This window comes from Bacteroides sp. 3_1_13 (genome assembly GCF_001185845.1).
Lineage (GTDB): Bacteria > Bacteroidota > Bacteroidia > Bacteroidales > Bacteroidaceae > Bacteroides > Bacteroides xylanisolvens.
Map to the genome: position 1 here is coordinate 386,309 of NZ_KQ236955.1, position 17,527 is coordinate 403,835.

Sequence of the window (17,527 nt, forward strand, 5' to 3'; positions counted from 1 at the left end):
AAAGGTTCTTAGAAGTTGATGATATACTGCTGTTTTATCTTCGTTTTATCAAAAAATAGCAAACCGACGTCATATAGGTCGAAAGTTATTCCTACCCTTTCGTCAGCCTGCCACTTTTTCCAAAGCGCTTTCATCTCTTTGGAATAGCAAATGCCATGGACTACAAATACACTTTTAGGAGTAGTACGGTGTACGCAAACCCGAAATACTTCTTCCAATAAGTCCGGATTTTGGTAATCGTTCAGATACAGAAAATCGACTGAAGTATCCGCATCCAGAAACAATTCCGACAAATCGGAAGCAAAGAGATAGGAAGCCGATGGTTTAGCAGACTGTAAGTACAAGGCTGTCGAGGAAGGACGCCCAACCTCAATAATCGTATCAGGCTGCACTCTATTTACCAACCGGAACAAAAAACGGTTTACCTTTTGAGAACCTTTGGTCCACCCACGCTCTCTTACCATCTTTTTTTGTTCTTCTTTCAAAGAAGAATAAGCATAGTAAGGCATCTTTTCATAAATTACATCAGTAATGAGACTGAAAGCAAATGGGGAATGGACACCATATCCGCAACGATGACGAAAGCGGGAAAGCCAGATAAAAGGTCTTTTTATACAGAGTAGAAGATTCATAAAACAATCATTCGTATTTTTATTCTCCCGACAAAGATATATTTTTTTATTGAAAAAGGGTTGGTTCTTTGCAGGAACCAACCCTTATTCATTTATTCCAAGTTACTACTGCAGTCTGAATGACACAGGTACAGTATATTTCACTCGAACTTTCTTACCATTTTGCACTCCGGGAGTCCATTTCGGCATAGAACTTATCACGCGGATAGCTTCTTTATCCAAATAAGGATCAACCCCTCGCACCACTTCAGGATTAGAAATCGTTCCGTCTCTATCTACTACAAACTGAACAATGACTTTTCCCTGTGAGCCAGTTTCTTGCGAAATCGTCGGATATTTGATATTGCTACCTAAATATTTCATTAAAGCAGCTGTACCTCCAGGAAACTCCGGCATGACTTCAACACTTACGTGAATAATGTCTTCAACTACCGTTTCTGTTTCTACCACTGGTGGTATCCAAATAACGTCATGAACTGCATTCATATCCTCTGACACTGTAGAAACGTTATCCGTCACCTCCATATTGTTTTCCACTATTTCGAACAATTCTGTTACCTTAGTTTCGGGAGGAGGAGGCGGTTCCAGTTTCTCTTCAGGGAATGTGATCGGAACTAGCTCTGTTACAAAGATGGATTCATCATCTGGTGATAGTGCTGCAACTCTGACATCATGTTGTGTCCATTCGAACGAAACGAACATGAAGGCTAGCGCAACAACCAAACCCATCAACAACCAAGAACCCCGTTGATTCTCAATTGCAGCCTTTTTTGATTTCTTGGCTTCCATAAAAAATGTGTTTAAGTAATTAATAATAGAAAATATATAGTATATATACTACTTTTCGTTTTTCCTCTTAAGCATTACTTAAAGTGCTCTCTCGCTGCAATAAATATAGTCTTTTTATGGATAGGTTGTTACGACGCCCCTTGTTTATTTTATTCTTTTCTCTTCTTTTGGATAAAATTTATGAATTAATCCTCATATCGGACAACCTGTCCATTCCTGTCAACAATAATCCTTGAATATATGTCTTTCAAAGCACACAAGAATAAATCTTTGCTAAGTACAGTAATGTTATGATAGACGGGAGCAGTAAGAGGCTTTCCTTTTTCATCCATCAGCCCGTAAAGATTGTAACTACCATATCTATAAATTCCGGTAGGCTTCATGATTGTTCCTTCGCCGTCTTCTGCCCTTTCCATCGTATCATAATCCAGTGAAGTCACATCATGATAAACATTCTTATTTAGTATCCTACCATCATAAGCGATCTGCAACTGAACTCCATCCGGTCTATCTGCCACTAAATAATCATCTAATAATTCAATATCCCTGTATTCTGCAGGAAGAAGTACATGCAAAGAATCATCCAGTACTCCATACATCTTTCCGTCATTGAATACTCTTTTTCCATATTGCGGATTTTGTATATACTCATAGGATGGTTTCAGTACCCATTCTCCCTTTTTATTGATTATGCCACATTTCCCGGTTGCATCATACATACTGCTATACCCATCGTGAAACACAAGCCCAACTTGCTTCTTATTATCCTTAGCATAAGGAAACTGAAAATCAATCACAGTCTTTCCTTGATGATCAATAAATCCAACCTTATTATTCAGTACTACAGCTGCCAAGCCTTCGGAGAAGATCCAGGCATGTGTATATTGTGCCGGTATCACATTCGCTCCCGTATAACGGTCGAAATATCCACGTTTGAAGTTTATGGAATAAACAACCAACGAATCTGTATATGCATCCGCCGCAAACAGCCAGTCGATGCCGTCAATCGTTGTTTTTCCGGTAGTCATATTGCGTATACTATATTTCTCGTCACTGATAAAAGAACGACACTCGCTACTGTATATATCAGCCAATTGCTCGTCACTCTCATAATGTTCACAAAAACCAATAGTCAACATAATGCTAACCCAAAGCAGGCACAATACAGCAATTGTACCCAAAGCTTTTCCCAAAGTTATCTTTTTCATTTTATCTTTATACTATTTTTCATCATCAAAAAAATTGTCTGCCAAATTATTACAGTTTTTCTCCAGTTTATCAAAGAAGCGCATACGACTGGCACTTTCTTTTGCAAACATTTGATTGGTACCACATGGAGTACTTTCAAAACTCATTACGTTTGTTACGGAGATCGTTGCAGCCACCTTTTCTACATTCTGATTAGCTCCGATATAAGTAAACACCCAACCTTTAGTCTTCAATTCTTCAACCATTTTCTTTATCAGCCTTCCATCATATTCCGAAGAGGAATTTTCTTCCCCGTCTGTTATAATTGTAACCAATACTTTATAATCATCGGTTTCGGATAAAGAATAGCGCAACTTTGTCAATGCCATTCCCATTGCATCATACAAAGGAGTACAGCAATCCGGACGATAGGTCTCATGCGTTAACTCCGACACCACATCTACACTGACTTTATCAAACACAGTCCGGATACTGTCTGAATTAAATACTACCAATGAAACAAAATGTCGTTGTCCTTCATGCTTCCTTTGCGCAGCAGAAATCGTTTGAATCGTTTCATTAAAACCTGAAATAGTTTGTTTCTCAATGCTGCTCATTGATCCACTCTCATCCAAAATAATTAAATTATAAACTCGTTGACTCATGTTGTTTTTATATTTTTAGTTTATCAAAAAAAATCTACAATCATTTTATCTATAATCCTACATACAAACTTTTCTCCTCTCTTAAAAGAGAATTGTCTCCTTATCTGATTAGGAGTCCCAACAAAGCAACTTGTTGACATTCTTCCCTCATCTTTAAACCCGATCTCCACATATACCAGACAGCACTGTTCATCTTTCACCCCTCTGATGTATTGAAATGAAAGAGAGTCATAACAATCACTTACTTTTTCATTCTCCTCCAACAACTTGACTTCCTTATCTGTTATAGTCCCTTTTATATCTTGCACTACCACCTCCAGTAGCTTACTATTCAGCCGGGATATAAGTCCACAAAGATGTGAGTAATCAAAATTGCTTTTACTTCTACGCTGTTCTTCCTGATTACGCTCCCATTCCTTCCTCTCTTTTTCCCGTTCAGGAGTCAGTTCCACTATCCAATAGGTATCTCTCAACTCTTCACACTGATCTAATACAGATTTCTCACTAGCTTCCAACGCTTTACCGGCTTTTTCCCGTGTTTCAAAAGTACCTACCAAATAACTTTCCCGGGCAAAAGTATCTTCGCCCCATACCTCATACATTACCTTGTTCATAATTCCTCCCTGCTATTAAATACTTGGATATTTTTCTTTCAGTTTTCTCATAAAAGGCTTGGTTATCTGTAAATTATCCACCTCATCAAACGGTGGAAGAAACACGCAATTATTATCCTTAATCAAGATCAGGTATCTTACATTAATGATGAATGACTGGCTAACCTGCACCAAGTGAGGATGATAACTCAGTATCTTTTGCGAATTTGTATTTCTTTTCAACATCAGAGAATGTTTATCACACAAAACTGCTTCCCATTGCTTACATTTGGAGTTATAGCGAAAATAACCAATGTGTTCCAAACGGATCAGTTGCAAATTTCCAGTCATAGTGGCAGATAAAAAGATATTATCCTGATCTCCGGCAATACCAATATTCTTCCAATTGTCCATGTTCAGTTCATTTTAATTCGGTTATATGTACTTATATTACCATTGTAAATACTCAAAAACTCCTTGATAGCCCGATGTTTAATATTATAAATATTATCTATCGTTTTATTCCATTTTCGGGCAACCTCCTCAGGTGTATATCCTTCAATAATCATTAATCTTAGGATATCCGCATAACGCTTGTTTTTCATCAAAGACATTACCCGTTTCACATCTATATCTACTTCAAGGTTCAGTTCTGTATTATAAGTATTCCTACAGGAATTTATCAATTCCTCTTCAGAATCCTTCTCCATCAGCACCATCTTCTTTTTGACGAAAAAATGCCATGACACGACAGAAAGCCACGTTTTCAGATGACAATCATTTATTCCTAAAAAAGAATCCAGTCTTTTCCAGTTTCCAGCATTGAGTTCCAGATATAGTTCGTTCACAAGTTCATCATATCCGACTTTACCATTGTAAAGTGAATACTTGATTTCATTCAATAAAAAATAGCATTCTTTATAAAAGAATTGATGAGTTACCCTGTTATCCAGATTTTTAAGGCCATGGATATAGTCATTATCACTCAATAAAGGGCTTTTAGTAGCATACGATTTCATAATGGTAAACCTTTAATTTACCACTTAATGTATTTTAGTCCTTCAAAGTAACCCTACTTTGGAAGAAAAATGTATTATTTCCTATTTTTTAGTGTCAGTCCAGCATAATAAAGCCTGCCCAGTAGAAAGGTTCAGGATAAGTTTGACGTATGAATGCTTTTGCATCTTCAAAAGCCTTTCTCTTATTCCAGCCGTTTTCTGTCAGATTTCTGTAAAAATGCACCATAAATTCTTTGGTAGTCCAATCACTCACTCCCCATAAACTCATCACTAAAGTTTGTACACCGGCCTTCTTAAAAGCACGCTGTAGGCCAAAAACTCCTTCAGAATTGATACTACCTAATCCTGTGTCACAAGCAGATAGTACGACTAAATCCGCATCTTTCAAATTCAGACGGGAAATATCATCTGCCGTCATAATGCCATCTAAAACACCTTCCGGTAGCATGGTTCCCTTCCACCCTGCATTACCACCGGACATGATCACACCGGATAACAACATTGCATTCTGATATCCTGCCAACCTTGATACATTCTCCGCATCCGTCGGAGTATAGTAGAAGCCATGTGTAGCCAAATGAATAATTTGAGGTGCCTGCCCATCCAAATGAAAGAAAGATTCCTCAGTACCCTGAGTTCCAGTATAAATAGTCGCATCTATCCGGCAGTCTCCCAGCAAATCAGCAATACTATTTACCTCCTCTTGGGTCATAGGAAGATAGCGATAAACAGAATCACTGACCATGGCTCCACCACGCAATGCAAAAAGTCGGGATATATCATATTTCTTACTTTCCGCATCCATAACGGACAAATCGACATCATAATATAACCCTCCGTACAAAACCGCACTTGTATGTCCAGTTTGTTGTAATTCTTGCCTGCAGATTTCTCTGGTAGAAGACAATCGTATAAAATGATACTGATCTCCCAATATAGAATCAGAGGTAACAGCTACAGATTCAAGAGATAGCTGATGTAAAGTACCAGCCGGAACATAATAAACGGTCTCACCCAGATGAATATAATGAGACAGTGATTCCCAACAAAGCTTCAACAAAGATTGAGAATAAGGGAAATGATAAAGACGGTCTGTTATATTATTTACAGTGTTATATAATGAGTCCAATTGATTCTGATTAAAAAGCGGAACCAATAAGGGATATTCCCACTCTTTCCTTAAAACATAAGCTGCATAACAATGAACGGAATCTAATTTAAAATCCGTAAAGTCAATGGCAACCTCACCTTCTTTCAAAGCATTTTTTATATCCTTATATTGCGTATTCAAGAACTGAGTATAGTTTCCATAAAAAGAGCACTTGCTTGCCAACTGTTTATCAATCTGATCAATCTGAGAATAAAGTTCATTGGCATTCTCTGTCCCCTTACCTGTAGCTCGCTCTACTTCGGTCAATCGACTTTGTAACAGTAGCATTTTATTATACAGTGCCAAGTCTTCTTCCGTGCCACTCTGCCGTAGTAAATTCCTCATAGACCTTTCAGACTCCAATAACAATCCTTTCGAAAAGACCAATGCATTATATGCATCGCAGGCAAAAGGCTCCTGCTTTACTCCTATTTTTACAGCATAAGCAGTCATATTCCATAATATATCAGAAAGATCATTCCAGTATTTAGTTCTGGCGTTCGTTGGCAAATATCTTAATTGCTTTTTAATAAGCTCTTTCAATAAAATTGCAGCCTGCCTGTAATCTTTGCATCCAACTTGCTTTTCATTGGTGAATCCTTCAATGTTGGCTAAATAGTAAAGTGAATTTGCATACTCCATAGACTGATCTCCATATTTAGATTTACACAAAACTGAATAATGGGAATAATTCTTTTTAGCGACAGCAAAATCTTTTTTATGATACCAACAATTGGCCATAGCCAGCAAAATATGCATTCTGCTATTACTATCTTCCGGGTAACGGACAGACAGCAGACTGTCTGCATATTTATAATCAGCTATTGCCAAGCCGTATTCATCAAAGTTTGCATATAATAAACCTCTCTGTACATAATGACCGGCAACCGTTTCCATAGACACCGACTTCAGCTGATGACTCAGGAATAAGGAATCCATACAGCAAAAAGCACTATCCTTTAATCCCATTTTCTGATAAATATATGCACGGTTCCGGTAAGGAGAATAACGATTAGCTGACGCAAGACCAAACTCTGAAGCATAACAAGACAAACAACAGGTGTTATATTTTAATGCGTCATCATATTTTTTCTGTGCTATCTTCAGATCGCACAAGCGTAAACTGGTAATAAATAACTGGCTATTTCTTACCTCTTCCTGCAAATTGGGAATCAGACTTAAATTCTTTAAATAAAATGATTCTGCTAGTGCATCATTTCCCCACAAATTTTGTGCATTGTCCCCTCTTTCATAATTCAGTTCCATCTGAATATTGACATCGCCAACATTTGACATTAAAGAATCTAGCCTAAGTGACAATTGCAGATATTCCTCCCACTCTCCAAGCTCCTTCAATACACCACTTTGTCCTTTCAAGGCATCAGTCCACATAAGTGTATCAGGTATCTGCCGGGCAATGTTCACCACCTCGTTATACCTTTTCATAGCCTCATCAGCCGAATAGAATCTTTTTTCTATCTCAGCCATTTGCTTTAATACGGACATCTCATCTCCCTTATCAGAAATCTCCTGAAAAGATTTACGTGCTTCTATAAAACATCGGTATGCTTCTTTATTCTTATTCTGCAGTTTAAGAACACAACCTTCAAAGTACCAGCTCAGTCCTATTTTCTGTATGCTTTTTATGCGCATCTCGCCTGTAGCAAACGTCAAACCTTGATGCAATACACTTCTCGCCTTTTCATAATCACGCTTTAATATCAGCTCCAAAGCACGTGAGTAGTAAGTCGAGTCCGGCTGCGTTTCGGTATACTGCCGGGCATTTACTCCGACAGTCGCCATTATGAATAATATATAAGTCACCCAACGTCTCATCTTAGCATCTTTTATCTAAGCAACATCCATAATGAATCCGCCTTATCGCGATAATCGCCTTCTTGTAATCTATACTGTTCTAACGATTCACGGACTTCATTATATTTTTTTTGCCCAATTAATGATTGAATACGTAACCACTCTAACTGATAAAGAACAATAGAGTCGCATTCATGTATATAAACATCTTCCTCTGTCTTTATCTTTTTAGCTAGTACCAGAGAGTCTTCACTCCTATATACAATTCTCAAAGAATCTACTAAAATCAAAGCTTCATCATATTGGCTATCATTCAATAACTTCACGACATTCTGAGTATGTGTTCCTCCCCGTTGGTACATTCCCAAGTCTGATGGGATAGACACAGGGATAGACAAATGATCATCTCCTACATGAAAAAAGAAAACAGCCAATACTAAACAAGCAGCCAAAACAGATACGATTCTTCCAATCTTGTAAACCTGGTTTCGCCTGGACCGTACTACATCCAGTGCTACCAAATGCTCTTTCATTGCACGTGTTTCAACTGCATCTATTATATCTTTCATCAATTCTACACGCTGGCGTAAAGTATCATCTCCTGCCAATATATTCTCAAAGGCATTCTTCTCACGATCCGTCATCTCTCCACGTAGGTAACGATCTATTTTATTTAAAGTTTCCTCTTTCATGTAGATAAGGTTTCAAGTTATACATATTAAACTTTTCTTCAATACGCTTTTGCAATTGTTCCATACATTTATATTTCCGTGTTTTCAATGCATCCTTACTTGTATAATTATCTGACATCTCCATGATTTCATCGTAATTCTTTTGCTCGTAATAGAAAAGTGAAATAATCTTGTAGCAAGAATCGGGTAGGTTCATTACACATTCTGAAACAATTTTCGATTTCAAATCTTCCGTATGAGTAGTAACGTCTGCCTCACTCACCTTACTATTCAAAAGCTGTTCCATATCCCGTGCACTTACTTCTTTTTTTCTGAGATATTGGTTATAATCATTTTTGGTGATATCTATCAGATATGTCCGCAAACTGCATTTTAACAGATTTATCTCTCCAGCAGCATTTCTCTTGTAAATTTGATTATTTTGTACAAAAATAGAACAACGCCGGATCTCTTTCCACAGTTTCACAAATGACTCCTGAAAAAAATCATCTTCCAGATTTTCTTCCTGAAACAGCTTCTTATAGGTTTTACGAAAATAATCTCTACAGTAAGTATGAAAGTGATTAATCACTTTCATGTTTTCTTTTTGAATTTCCAGGATGTAAAATTCATCCGTATATGATTTAAATCCCCACATCAACTATTTTCCTCCAAATACATTAAAGATTTTATATCCGGATTGCCCAGTCAACACAGGAGTCTGCGGCAAACCTCTCCGATTCTCATCCATAAATGATTTTATTAATTGGATTAATTGATCATTAGACAGTCTACCCAATGATTCTTTATGTTTATACAAGCCATAACTCAATTTTCCATATCCATCCGGTAATTCTGTATTAGACTGATAATTCTTGCAAGCACTCAGCGTCAGCCAATACTCCGGAGTCTTTTCTTTTTTGACGACAAGAGCAGGATCAATGGGAATCACAAACTTCCTCTCCGTACCTCTCACACACTCCTTGCTTATATCTCTCGAAGAATCTCCACTATGGCATGCATCTACTGCTACCAACAGATGTCCCGACGTTCCTATTTTATTATGTATATTTGTCAATAGTAAGCCGATCTCATCATCTACCAGATGTTTCTCTCCACGATCTTTATTACTATATTGCAAATATCCGTCATAAGGAATCCAAGCCTCATCCAAACCATCCTCTTCATCTCCGTCTATATCCGTCATTCGTTGCCCATGTCCGGAGAAATGAATATAGACAATATCACCAGCTAAACATCGTTTTGCCAGTTTTTGAAATTCAGAGACTATTTGTTTCTTGGTAGCTTGCTTATTCACCAACGTCTTTACATCATTATATTTATAGTATTTCAGCATTTCCACGATAATAGGGACATCCTTATCACCATGAACAGCAGACCAGCTAGTATCTTCATATTCACCTAATCCTATTACTAATGCTCTTTTATTCTGCGCTTGCAAATACAAAGAAAAGAATATGATAAATGTCACTACTAAAGATTTCTGATTCATAGTCTAAACATCAATGTCTAATTCATTTTCCAGCCTTTATTTCTAAATACAGATTTACATGAAGGACAAAAATCATCCTAAGCAAACAGTAATGTAAAAGCTAACATACTTAGAAAAGCCTGTTTCATCATATTATACTTTTCAATTTCTATTATAAGCCTTTTTTAAAGCATCTCTAGCCCACTCCAATCTAGTTTTAGCTTTATCTTTGGCGTCTTTTGCCCATCTTTGACGTGTTTTGGCTTTATCCACTGCATCTTTCGCCCATCTTTGACGGGTAGCTACCTTGTCCAAATTATTTCTATCTGCATAATATTCAGCGTCCTTCAAATACTTTTGCGCCTGATTATTATAATATTTTGCCTCCCGTTCATAACCTTCCGCCTGATTAAAATAGTACTTAGCTTCACGTTGATAACTCTCAGCCTGTTTCAAATAGTAATCGTTACTTTGGGAAAAAGCAGGCAATACAATCCATAATCCAACCACAAAAAAAATAAACAATCTTTTCATGTTAGTTCTATTTAAAAATATCCTTTTTATACTATTGAGTCATTCAATCTATTATTTCTAACATGAAGTATGAAAAATATTCCATTATTAAACAATCAACAATGATAATTCCAGGAGCGTGCGATAATTCTGCTGACTCCTGGAATTTTATATACCCCAAACGCCCGAATGCTAATACACAACAATCACATTATGCGTCAACTATATTGTCAATCGTATTCTGTGCTTCATGTGCCTGATTGATAAATAGCTGGGCTGTCACTGGTGAACCACTATCCATTGCATCCTGAGCATATCGCATACAATCATCATAATTGTTCTCCAATGATTGAATCGAATGTTGCACTGTCGGATTATTCAAATCATATCCAAAGGAATCATAATTGAAGCTAGACGGATTGAATGGCGAATTCATAGAAAATAATGAGGCATCTATAGGTGGTAGTCCAACAGAAGCAATCGCATCATCAAAAGTCAAATAAGGTGCTGTCGGCATCGTATCGAAAGCATTATACAATAATGTCATAGGATCTGTCGCTGCCATCCATGTAGAGGCATCTGGAAGATAATGACTATAATTGTGAAACATATCGAATGTACCATATTCTACTCCTGCTACAACAGGCAAATGATAGTCTTCACCCATACTTTGAAATGCTTCTACAGCGTTTGGAGTGGGAATATCCGTTGAAACCATAAAATGCTTTGAATCAGACCACGCATCCATAAACTGATCCATTGGATATGCCTGGGATTCTTGTCCTGTTCCAGGATCAGTCAATATGACCATTGGATTATTAGGGTCAGCCATATCTATTCCAGCTACAACTAGTGCATGATCAGGTGTATCACCATGGAAGAAATCATTCCACCACCCTAATAGTTTATTATCCCACAACTCACCACTATCAACCCCCACAATAACCTTATGCCCCTGTGCCAGTTCATTTGCTAAGTCAAAGACATTTGCATTCACCGTTTGAGTACATGGGATACCAGCTTCTGCCAGCAGTTTACCAACATCTCCCATTTGAGTACCTGTTCCATCACCTGAATACCACCCGTGTTCAATAGAATATTGCACCAGCTGATCTTCAGAAACTGGAACTCCGAAATCATTTAAAATAAGTTGCTGGGATTTAATAGCACAGGTATCAGCATATTCCTGTTGAATTGAATTGTTTTCTAAAGCTGCCATAATACAATTTTATTTTTTAATTAATACCATATTCATTTAACTTAGTCCCCCAATAACTATCACCAACTGAAGCTGCTACAATTGCCATTGACCAAGCTCCCATATCATCTTGTGTATACCATGTTCCATTGGGAAATATCTTGAAGTTGTCTGCCGAGTATCCTGATGCATAATCCCCTTGCGGATGATAACAGTTAATGATAGAAGAACCATCTGTATAGTTGGTAAGCGTAGCTCCTTCTGTTATCCATAATAAACCAAGTTGTGGATGAACATATTTAACCTTTACCAATCCCGAGAAATCGGTCATAATAACAATTAATGCCCGATAAGTCATATAACTAGCGTCAGTCCATTGCACTTCTACCATCCTATAAATAGATGGGGAGGATTCAGAAGTGAAAGATGACGATGAAGTATCATCACTTTCCGATGAATCATCCGTCGTAATACCCACATCAGTGTCATCATACGTATCAGCATTGTCATAACCATCATTCGCCGCAGTTTCAGTAGCAGAACTTGATGGTCTAACAGGCGCTGTATCTATATAATCCGAACTTGAAGATTCTGAAATAGCATAGACACATATTCCAAGAATTATAACTGCTACAATAGACAAAACGACCTTCCAAATACCCAAATCGCCAGATGCATTCAGATTGACGCCACATCCTCTACAAAACTTTGCTTCATCAGGATTAGTAACCTTACATTTTTTACATATTTTCATCTCCAAATCTTTTTTTAACCATTCTTAAGAACCCTCTTCCACAGCTTCAGCTGAATCCATATTTGTATCTTTTCTTCCTGCAAGAGAATCTTGCAATTGTTTAATTATTTGGTTATACTCATTGCTCTGATGGATTATCTGTTGGTCTTTTATTTTCAGCTGCTTTTGAAGCAAATGAATTGTCTTTCTTTGATTGACCGGTTCTACGTTTCGAGAATATAAAAGTGTCATCAATAAGATCAGACAAAATATAAACAAGCCCACTATAATCCAAACACTTCCCAATACATAAGTTTTTTTTTTAATTTTTATTCCCCCAATATTAATATACTCTTCAGAATTATTATGAGATGCAAATGAAAAATAATCACATGTTTTTTTGTTTGCGGTACTATTTTCGTCCAAAGAAGGGATGGCTACTTTTTGTTGTTCAACATGCTCTGTTTGCACAGATGTAGCACAGCTATTTTTACCATCTTTTACTAACGGAGCACCACACATTGGACAATAATAAATAGTATCTTTTATTGATGGACTTTTTTCATCTTGACGGAGCTGTAGGAATATAGCAGAATAGTTATCATGCGATTTTTCATCACACATTTCTCTCAATCGCAAAGTACGTTCTTCTAATATTCCTTCGTACAAAACTGCTTCAATTTCATTATCACGAAGTGCATCATTCACTCCATCAGTACATAACAATAAGTAATCACCATCTGTTACATCCACAAGTGTATCTATCGTCATTTCGATTTTTTCATCTTTGCCGGCCTGAACACTACGTGTGAGAATATTCTTCTTAGGACTATTATAAGCTTCTTCTTCTGTCAATATTTGATTTTCTACCGCTTCCGCAACCATAGAATGATCTCTAGTACGGAATTTGATATTGCAACAATTATCTAACAAATAGCATCGACTATCCCCAACGTGCCCCACTAACACATTATAACGGTTCAATGCCACCACAACGAGAGTTGTACCCATACGACGTTCATCGTGATAAGTATCAGCGTCGTTCAATTGTTCGACAGCAAAATCAAGTGCTTCTTGAAGTACATCGGAGGTATATTCATCTATTTGTAATTCTTTAAGATAACGAAATACGCTCGTTCCAACAATTTCACTGGCGATTTCCCCATGCCCATGACCTCCCATGCCATCACAAAGCACAAAAATCCGATCCTGATCATCACAAGGGTAAATGAAGTCCTCATTTTCTTTGCGATATTTTCCTTTTTCAGAAAAACTTGCACTATTTATAACTTGTACCATAATTCATTCTATTAATATTAATGCTATAATGATCTAAGAACTTTTCCATATTTCACGCAGAACGCCACCCGCTCCCACTATCACTCCCGTCTTTCCAACCATGTTAAACACATATATCAGATATATTGCCAATGCAATTATAACAATAGAAAAGACTACTTTTGCAACTGTACCAGTTCTTTCTGATTGTGTTCCAGATGGAGAAGATTCTTTCACTTTGGGGCCGCCAGATTGTATCAACAACATCCCACACCATCTGCAATATTTCGCATCAATGGGATTATCCGTATTGCATTTACTGCATCTTTTCACCATAATACTACGCTTCTACGTAAGCTATCTCTTTTGATCCGCAATAACAGCAATAATTGTTCTTGTTATCATTAAACTCTGAAGGCAGAGAACGGTAACAACTTTTACATTTCCAACGTTTAGATACCGAAGAAGTAAATATGTACCCACAATAACAGGAGGAATTCCCGAGCGGACTTTCCCTTCCACATTTAGGGCATTTCTTTGTTACTTCGGATATTGCTATTTGCTCCTTTCCGCAATATGGACAGTATCGAACATTCTCTGCAATTTTTTGATGGCAAGCAGGATTAATACAAACCCTCTCCTTTTTATTACCTATTCCTTCCAATGCCAATTTCAATTGATTAAAACCAGCAAACCTTTTGTTGGGATTCTGTTCTGTGCATTTATCAATAATAGTAGCAAAAGGTTCCACTGTTACTTCAACAGAAGGATCATCTGTACCTGTCAATAAAAAGTGCAACGTTTTACCAAAAGAATAGATGTCAGAAGCTACTGTCAGTTTGCCACCTACTTGTTGTTCAGGAGAAGCATAAGCAAGCGTCCCTTTAAATGTAGACTCCCCTGTTTCTGTTTTGGTAGTGTACATCTCTGCACCTTCTACAATGTCTGCATTCTCGCCTATAATTTTGGCTATACCAAAATCTATTATTTTAATATATCCGTCTTTAGTACGAAATAGATTGTTAGGTTTTATATCTAAATGCAAAATATGTTTATCATGAGCATATTGCAAACCTTCTATTACTTGATAACATATCTTTTTCACTGAGTCCGGAAGAATTCCATTAGGAGTTTTTTCTTTAACAAATTTCTCTAAATCCATTCCATCAAGCCAATCCATCTCAAGAACGGTATACGTTTCTCCGGTCTCATCATCAACATAAGTGAAAGCATTCAATGCTTTGATTATATTCGGATGATCCAGACTCTTAAGTATTTGAATACCCTTCAAGAAGCGTTGACAAAGTGCCGGATTGTTTACCGCCTTATCTGGACGGACTACTTTAAAAGCACGACAAAAACCTGAACTATTCATTCCTTTATATACTACGGCCATTCCACCTTGTGCCTTTTCTACAATTCTATATCCATTTATTTCCTTTGGCATAATCTTTGGTTTTTAATATTATTATAGAGTTATTTTTATTATTATTTCTATCACTTACCAATAAAAAATATTCATTTACCGTTTTTCGACAATAATAAAGTTCAAAAGAAAACAGACATTGTTCACTTTTTAAACTGAAATCTTGTTACACCTGCTTGGATGGTGGCTCCATCCACTAATGCTATATTTCTAGGTGCAAAAGGTACATTCAAGTTCAAAGCCAACCTATCATTAATTATAGTAGCCTTTTTTTGACTCATTGTAGTTACCAAATATTCATAATGTCCTGACGAGTTTCTAGATACATCAATAGTAAAGTGTTCCCGACTCATAGCCGGGTCGCTAAAACTAAAATCCTGCTCACTACTCCGTCCGAAAGTATTCACGCCTTCTTTTAATTGACAGACCTCATTCCCACAAATCAATATTCCAATCTGTTCTTCCGCCATAGGAGGCTGTTCTTGTTTGTCCAGCAACCTTTCTATATAGGCAATTCCCCCCAAACATACAGCATAGTTATGATTATATTCCCCATTAATTCCGGTCATACTACGAATGATACGCACCTCGGAAGCGTTATGGGAGGCAAGATGTTGTCGAAGCTTTTCACTGACTAAAGGAATTGATGTGGATCCACCTACCAATAAAACTTGATTTATATGCGTCCATTCTTTATGAGCCGTTTTCAACATTGAATCACAAGCACTTAGTGTGAGATCCAGTTTCTCTCCAATCAAAGCATTCAGCCCTTCCCTATTAAGTGAGAAAAATTCATCATTTGAAAGCATGATAGTCCCACTGGGTGATGCTGACAAGCTCTCTTTCAATTTCTTACAAGCCTCATAGTCATTCCATCGTTTCTCCCGGACTAGAGGTTTATCCATGTCCGTTGCTTCTTTCTGAGCCTTTTTATAAACAGCTGCATCGAAATATTGTCCACCACATTTCACTCCACTATTACATCCCAAAAAAGTTGGGTTGTCTACTTCTCCCATATCCATCAATGCAGGATCGAAAGTGCCGCCTCCAAGATCATAAATCAATGATAAACCTGCCGAACGACTATCATTGATGTAAGCATAGTGCCAAGCAGCGGCTTGCGGTTCCCGCAAAAACTCCACCGTCGTAAAACCAGCATCTAAGGCAGCCAACCTCATGATATCTTTACGCGAATCTTGCTCTGTATATATAGCCGGAATCGTAAGAATTACTCTATCCAAACGTGCTCCGTTATTTTCTACTTCAGAGCATCCTTTGATGTATCTAAGTATTTCAGCTACCACCTTTTGGTAATCCACCCCGTTACAATCCGGTGAATTAGCGATATCCAGCTTAAACTCCTGCAAGAAACTTTCAGGATAACGTGTTTTAAAGCTCTCCGCATTTTGGCATACCACAATTTTATCCCTTGACAGTACACATGCAACTGTAGGGAAAAAAGGAATATTGTTAGGCAATACCAATTTCGGCCTACCATCTATTTCAATAGCAGCTGCTGAATTACATGTTCCAAAATCTATGCAAACCCAATTACCCATATACTTTCTATCAAAAATTAGTCATTTATTATGTTCATAAAACAGCACTTACACTACATCGATATCATAATAGCCCAAATGGATATAAAGACAGCAAAAATCATCAGTATAATCCATATCCATTCATAATTTCGCTTCAAAATTTGCCCACAATAACGACAGTACTTTGCATCCACAGGATTATCTGTGTGACAATGTATACATTCCATATCAATACTATTTTAGCTCATTTCCATAAATATCCATAATATATTGACGTCCGTTTTGCTGTACGTTCAGAATCTGTCCTTCAATTTTCCATGATAACCAATCATAAATTGCCGGAAGTTGTATCTCATACCGCCGAACACTATATACACCAAACTTTTTATTCTTCACTATAAAAGTATAATCATCATCATTCACAAAATCCAGTTGTATGTAATCCGCTTCTTTAAGAAGTTCACTCTTGACGTATCGGTTGGGAAATGATTTATCAAAGAGTTTGTATTTAAAAGAAACATAAGCAATGACAAAACTGCAAACAAAACCGCCTAATCCAAAAAAAACTTGGACAGATAGTGGCTGAACAAAAAACACAATAATTCCTCCAATAGCCATAAAACAGCCGATAACAAAAAGAAACTCTAATAAATATAATAAAAGAGTAGCCCCTAACGAGCTTTTTAACGTTATCATAGTAGTGGGCATAAAACCAAGCTCTGATAATCTTTCAAAAAAACTTTCTAATTGTAGAACATTACCACATACGCGACAATATTTTGCATCATCCGGATTATCACATCCACAGTTATTACACTTCATAA

19 protein-coding genes are annotated in these 17,527 nt (G+C 37.1%); all 19 read right to left on the reverse strand.

Annotated elements, in window-relative coordinates; translation table 11 throughout:
• Positions 1-8: 8 nt before the first annotated feature.
• The 19 genes from HMPREF9009_RS01540 to HMPREF9009_RS01630 all read right to left on the reverse strand — a co-directional run bounded on the left by HMPREF9009_RS01540 (position 9) and on the right by HMPREF9009_RS01630 (position 17,525).
• Positions 9-632, reverse strand: coding sequence for a hypothetical protein (locus tag HMPREF9009_RS01540; RefSeq protein WP_049701247.1), 624 nt, complete (start codon positions 630-632; stop codon positions 9-11).
• Between the two features lie 105 nt (positions 633-737).
• On the reverse strand, positions 738-1,421 hold the full coding sequence (locus HMPREF9009_RS01545; RefSeq protein WP_008023080.1) for an energy transducer TonB: 684 nt from the start codon (positions 1,419-1,421) through the stop codon (positions 738-740).
• Between the two features lie 185 nt (positions 1,422-1,606).
• Positions 1,607-2,629: a WG repeat-containing protein gene (locus HMPREF9009_RS01550; RefSeq protein ID WP_008023082.1), complete on the reverse strand. Its 1,023-nt coding sequence runs from the start codon at positions 2,627-2,629 to the stop codon at positions 1,607-1,609.
• A 12-nt stretch (positions 2,630-2,641) separates the two neighbouring features.
• A complete protein-coding gene (locus HMPREF9009_RS01555) occupies positions 2,642-3,274 on the reverse strand; it encodes a vWA domain-containing protein (RefSeq protein ID WP_049701248.1) in 633 nt (210 codons plus the stop codon).
• A 23-nt stretch (positions 3,275-3,297) separates the two neighbouring features.
• Positions 3,298-3,888 (reverse strand): hypothetical protein, encoded by a 591-nt coding sequence (locus tag HMPREF9009_RS01560; RefSeq protein ID WP_232313558.1) that lies wholly within the window; start codon positions 3,886-3,888, stop codon positions 3,298-3,300.
• A 15-nt stretch (positions 3,889-3,903) separates the two neighbouring features.
• Positions 3,904-4,281: a hypothetical protein gene (locus tag HMPREF9009_RS01565; protein ID WP_008023088.1), complete on the reverse strand. Its 378-nt coding sequence runs from the start codon at positions 4,279-4,281 to the stop codon at positions 3,904-3,906.
• A gap of 2 nt (positions 4,282-4,283) precedes the next feature.
• Complete coding sequence (locus HMPREF9009_RS01570; RefSeq protein ID WP_008023089.1) at positions 4,284-4,886, reverse strand: sigma-70 family RNA polymerase sigma factor; 603 nt, start codon at positions 4,884-4,886, stop codon at positions 4,284-4,286.
• Between the two features lie 94 nt (positions 4,887-4,980).
• Positions 4,981-7,872 carry a CHAT domain-containing protein gene (locus tag HMPREF9009_RS01575; protein ID WP_049701249.1) on the reverse strand — a complete coding sequence of 964 codons (2,892 nt, stop codon included), beginning with the start codon at positions 7,870-7,872 and terminating at the stop codon, positions 4,981-4,983.
• Positions 7,873-7,883: 11 nt separating this feature from the next.
• Positions 7,884-8,543 carry an anti-sigma factor gene (locus HMPREF9009_RS01580; protein ID WP_049701250.1) on the reverse strand — a complete coding sequence of 220 codons (660 nt, stop codon included), beginning with the start codon at positions 8,541-8,543 and terminating at the stop codon, positions 7,884-7,886.
• The gene (locus HMPREF9009_RS01585) at positions 8,521-9,120 is read right to left on the reverse strand and encodes an RNA polymerase sigma factor (RefSeq protein WP_147393842.1); all 600 of its coding nucleotides are present in this window, start codon (positions 9,118-9,120) and stop codon (positions 8,521-8,523) included. The genes HMPREF9009_RS01580 and HMPREF9009_RS01585 overlap by 23 nt, the downstream gene beginning before the upstream one ends.
• Before the next feature lie 63 nt (positions 9,121-9,183).
• Positions 9,184-10,035: a caspase family protein gene (locus HMPREF9009_RS01590; RefSeq protein ID WP_049701252.1), complete on the reverse strand. Its 852-nt coding sequence runs from the start codon at positions 10,033-10,035 to the stop codon at positions 9,184-9,186.
• A gap of 141 nt (positions 10,036-10,176) precedes the next feature.
• Positions 10,177-10,548 carry a hypothetical protein gene (locus HMPREF9009_RS01595; protein ID WP_008023101.1) on the reverse strand — a complete coding sequence of 124 codons (372 nt, stop codon included), beginning with the start codon at positions 10,546-10,548 and terminating at the stop codon, positions 10,177-10,179.
• A gap of 190 nt (positions 10,549-10,738) precedes the next feature.
• On the reverse strand, positions 10,739-11,746 hold the full coding sequence (locus HMPREF9009_RS01600) for a cysteine peptidase family C39 domain-containing protein (protein WP_049701253.1): 1,008 nt from the start codon (positions 11,744-11,746) through the stop codon (positions 10,739-10,741).
• Between the two features lie 16 nt (positions 11,747-11,762).
• Entirely contained in the window at positions 11,763-12,389 is a 627-nt protein-coding gene (locus HMPREF9009_RS01605; RefSeq protein ID WP_141408527.1) for a hypothetical protein, read from the reverse strand.
• Positions 12,390-12,503: 114 nt separating this feature from the next.
• A complete protein-coding gene (locus HMPREF9009_RS01610; protein ID WP_049701255.1) occupies positions 12,504-13,757 on the reverse strand; it encodes a protein phosphatase 2C domain-containing protein in 1,254 nt (417 codons plus the stop codon).
• A 319-nt stretch (positions 13,758-14,076) separates the two neighbouring features.
• The gene (locus HMPREF9009_RS01620) at positions 14,077-15,183 is read right to left on the reverse strand and encodes a serine/threonine protein kinase (RefSeq protein WP_049701257.1); all 1,107 of its coding nucleotides are present in this window, start codon (positions 15,181-15,183) and stop codon (positions 14,077-14,079) included.
• A 122-nt stretch (positions 15,184-15,305) separates the two neighbouring features.
• Complete coding sequence (locus tag HMPREF9009_RS01625) at positions 15,306-16,721, reverse strand: Hsp70 family protein (RefSeq protein ID WP_049701258.1); 1,416 nt, start codon at positions 16,719-16,721, stop codon at positions 15,306-15,308.
• A gap of 53 nt (positions 16,722-16,774) precedes the next feature.
• On the reverse strand, positions 16,775-16,930 hold the full coding sequence (locus HMPREF9009_RS26355) for a zinc ribbon domain-containing protein (protein ID WP_008023113.1): 156 nt from the start codon (positions 16,928-16,930) through the stop codon (positions 16,775-16,777).
• Between the two features lie 7 nt (positions 16,931-16,937).
• Positions 16,938-17,525: a zinc ribbon domain-containing protein gene (locus HMPREF9009_RS01630; protein WP_049701259.1), complete on the reverse strand. Its 588-nt coding sequence runs from the start codon at positions 17,523-17,525 to the stop codon at positions 16,938-16,940.
• Positions 17,526-17,527 lie beyond the last annotated feature (2 nt).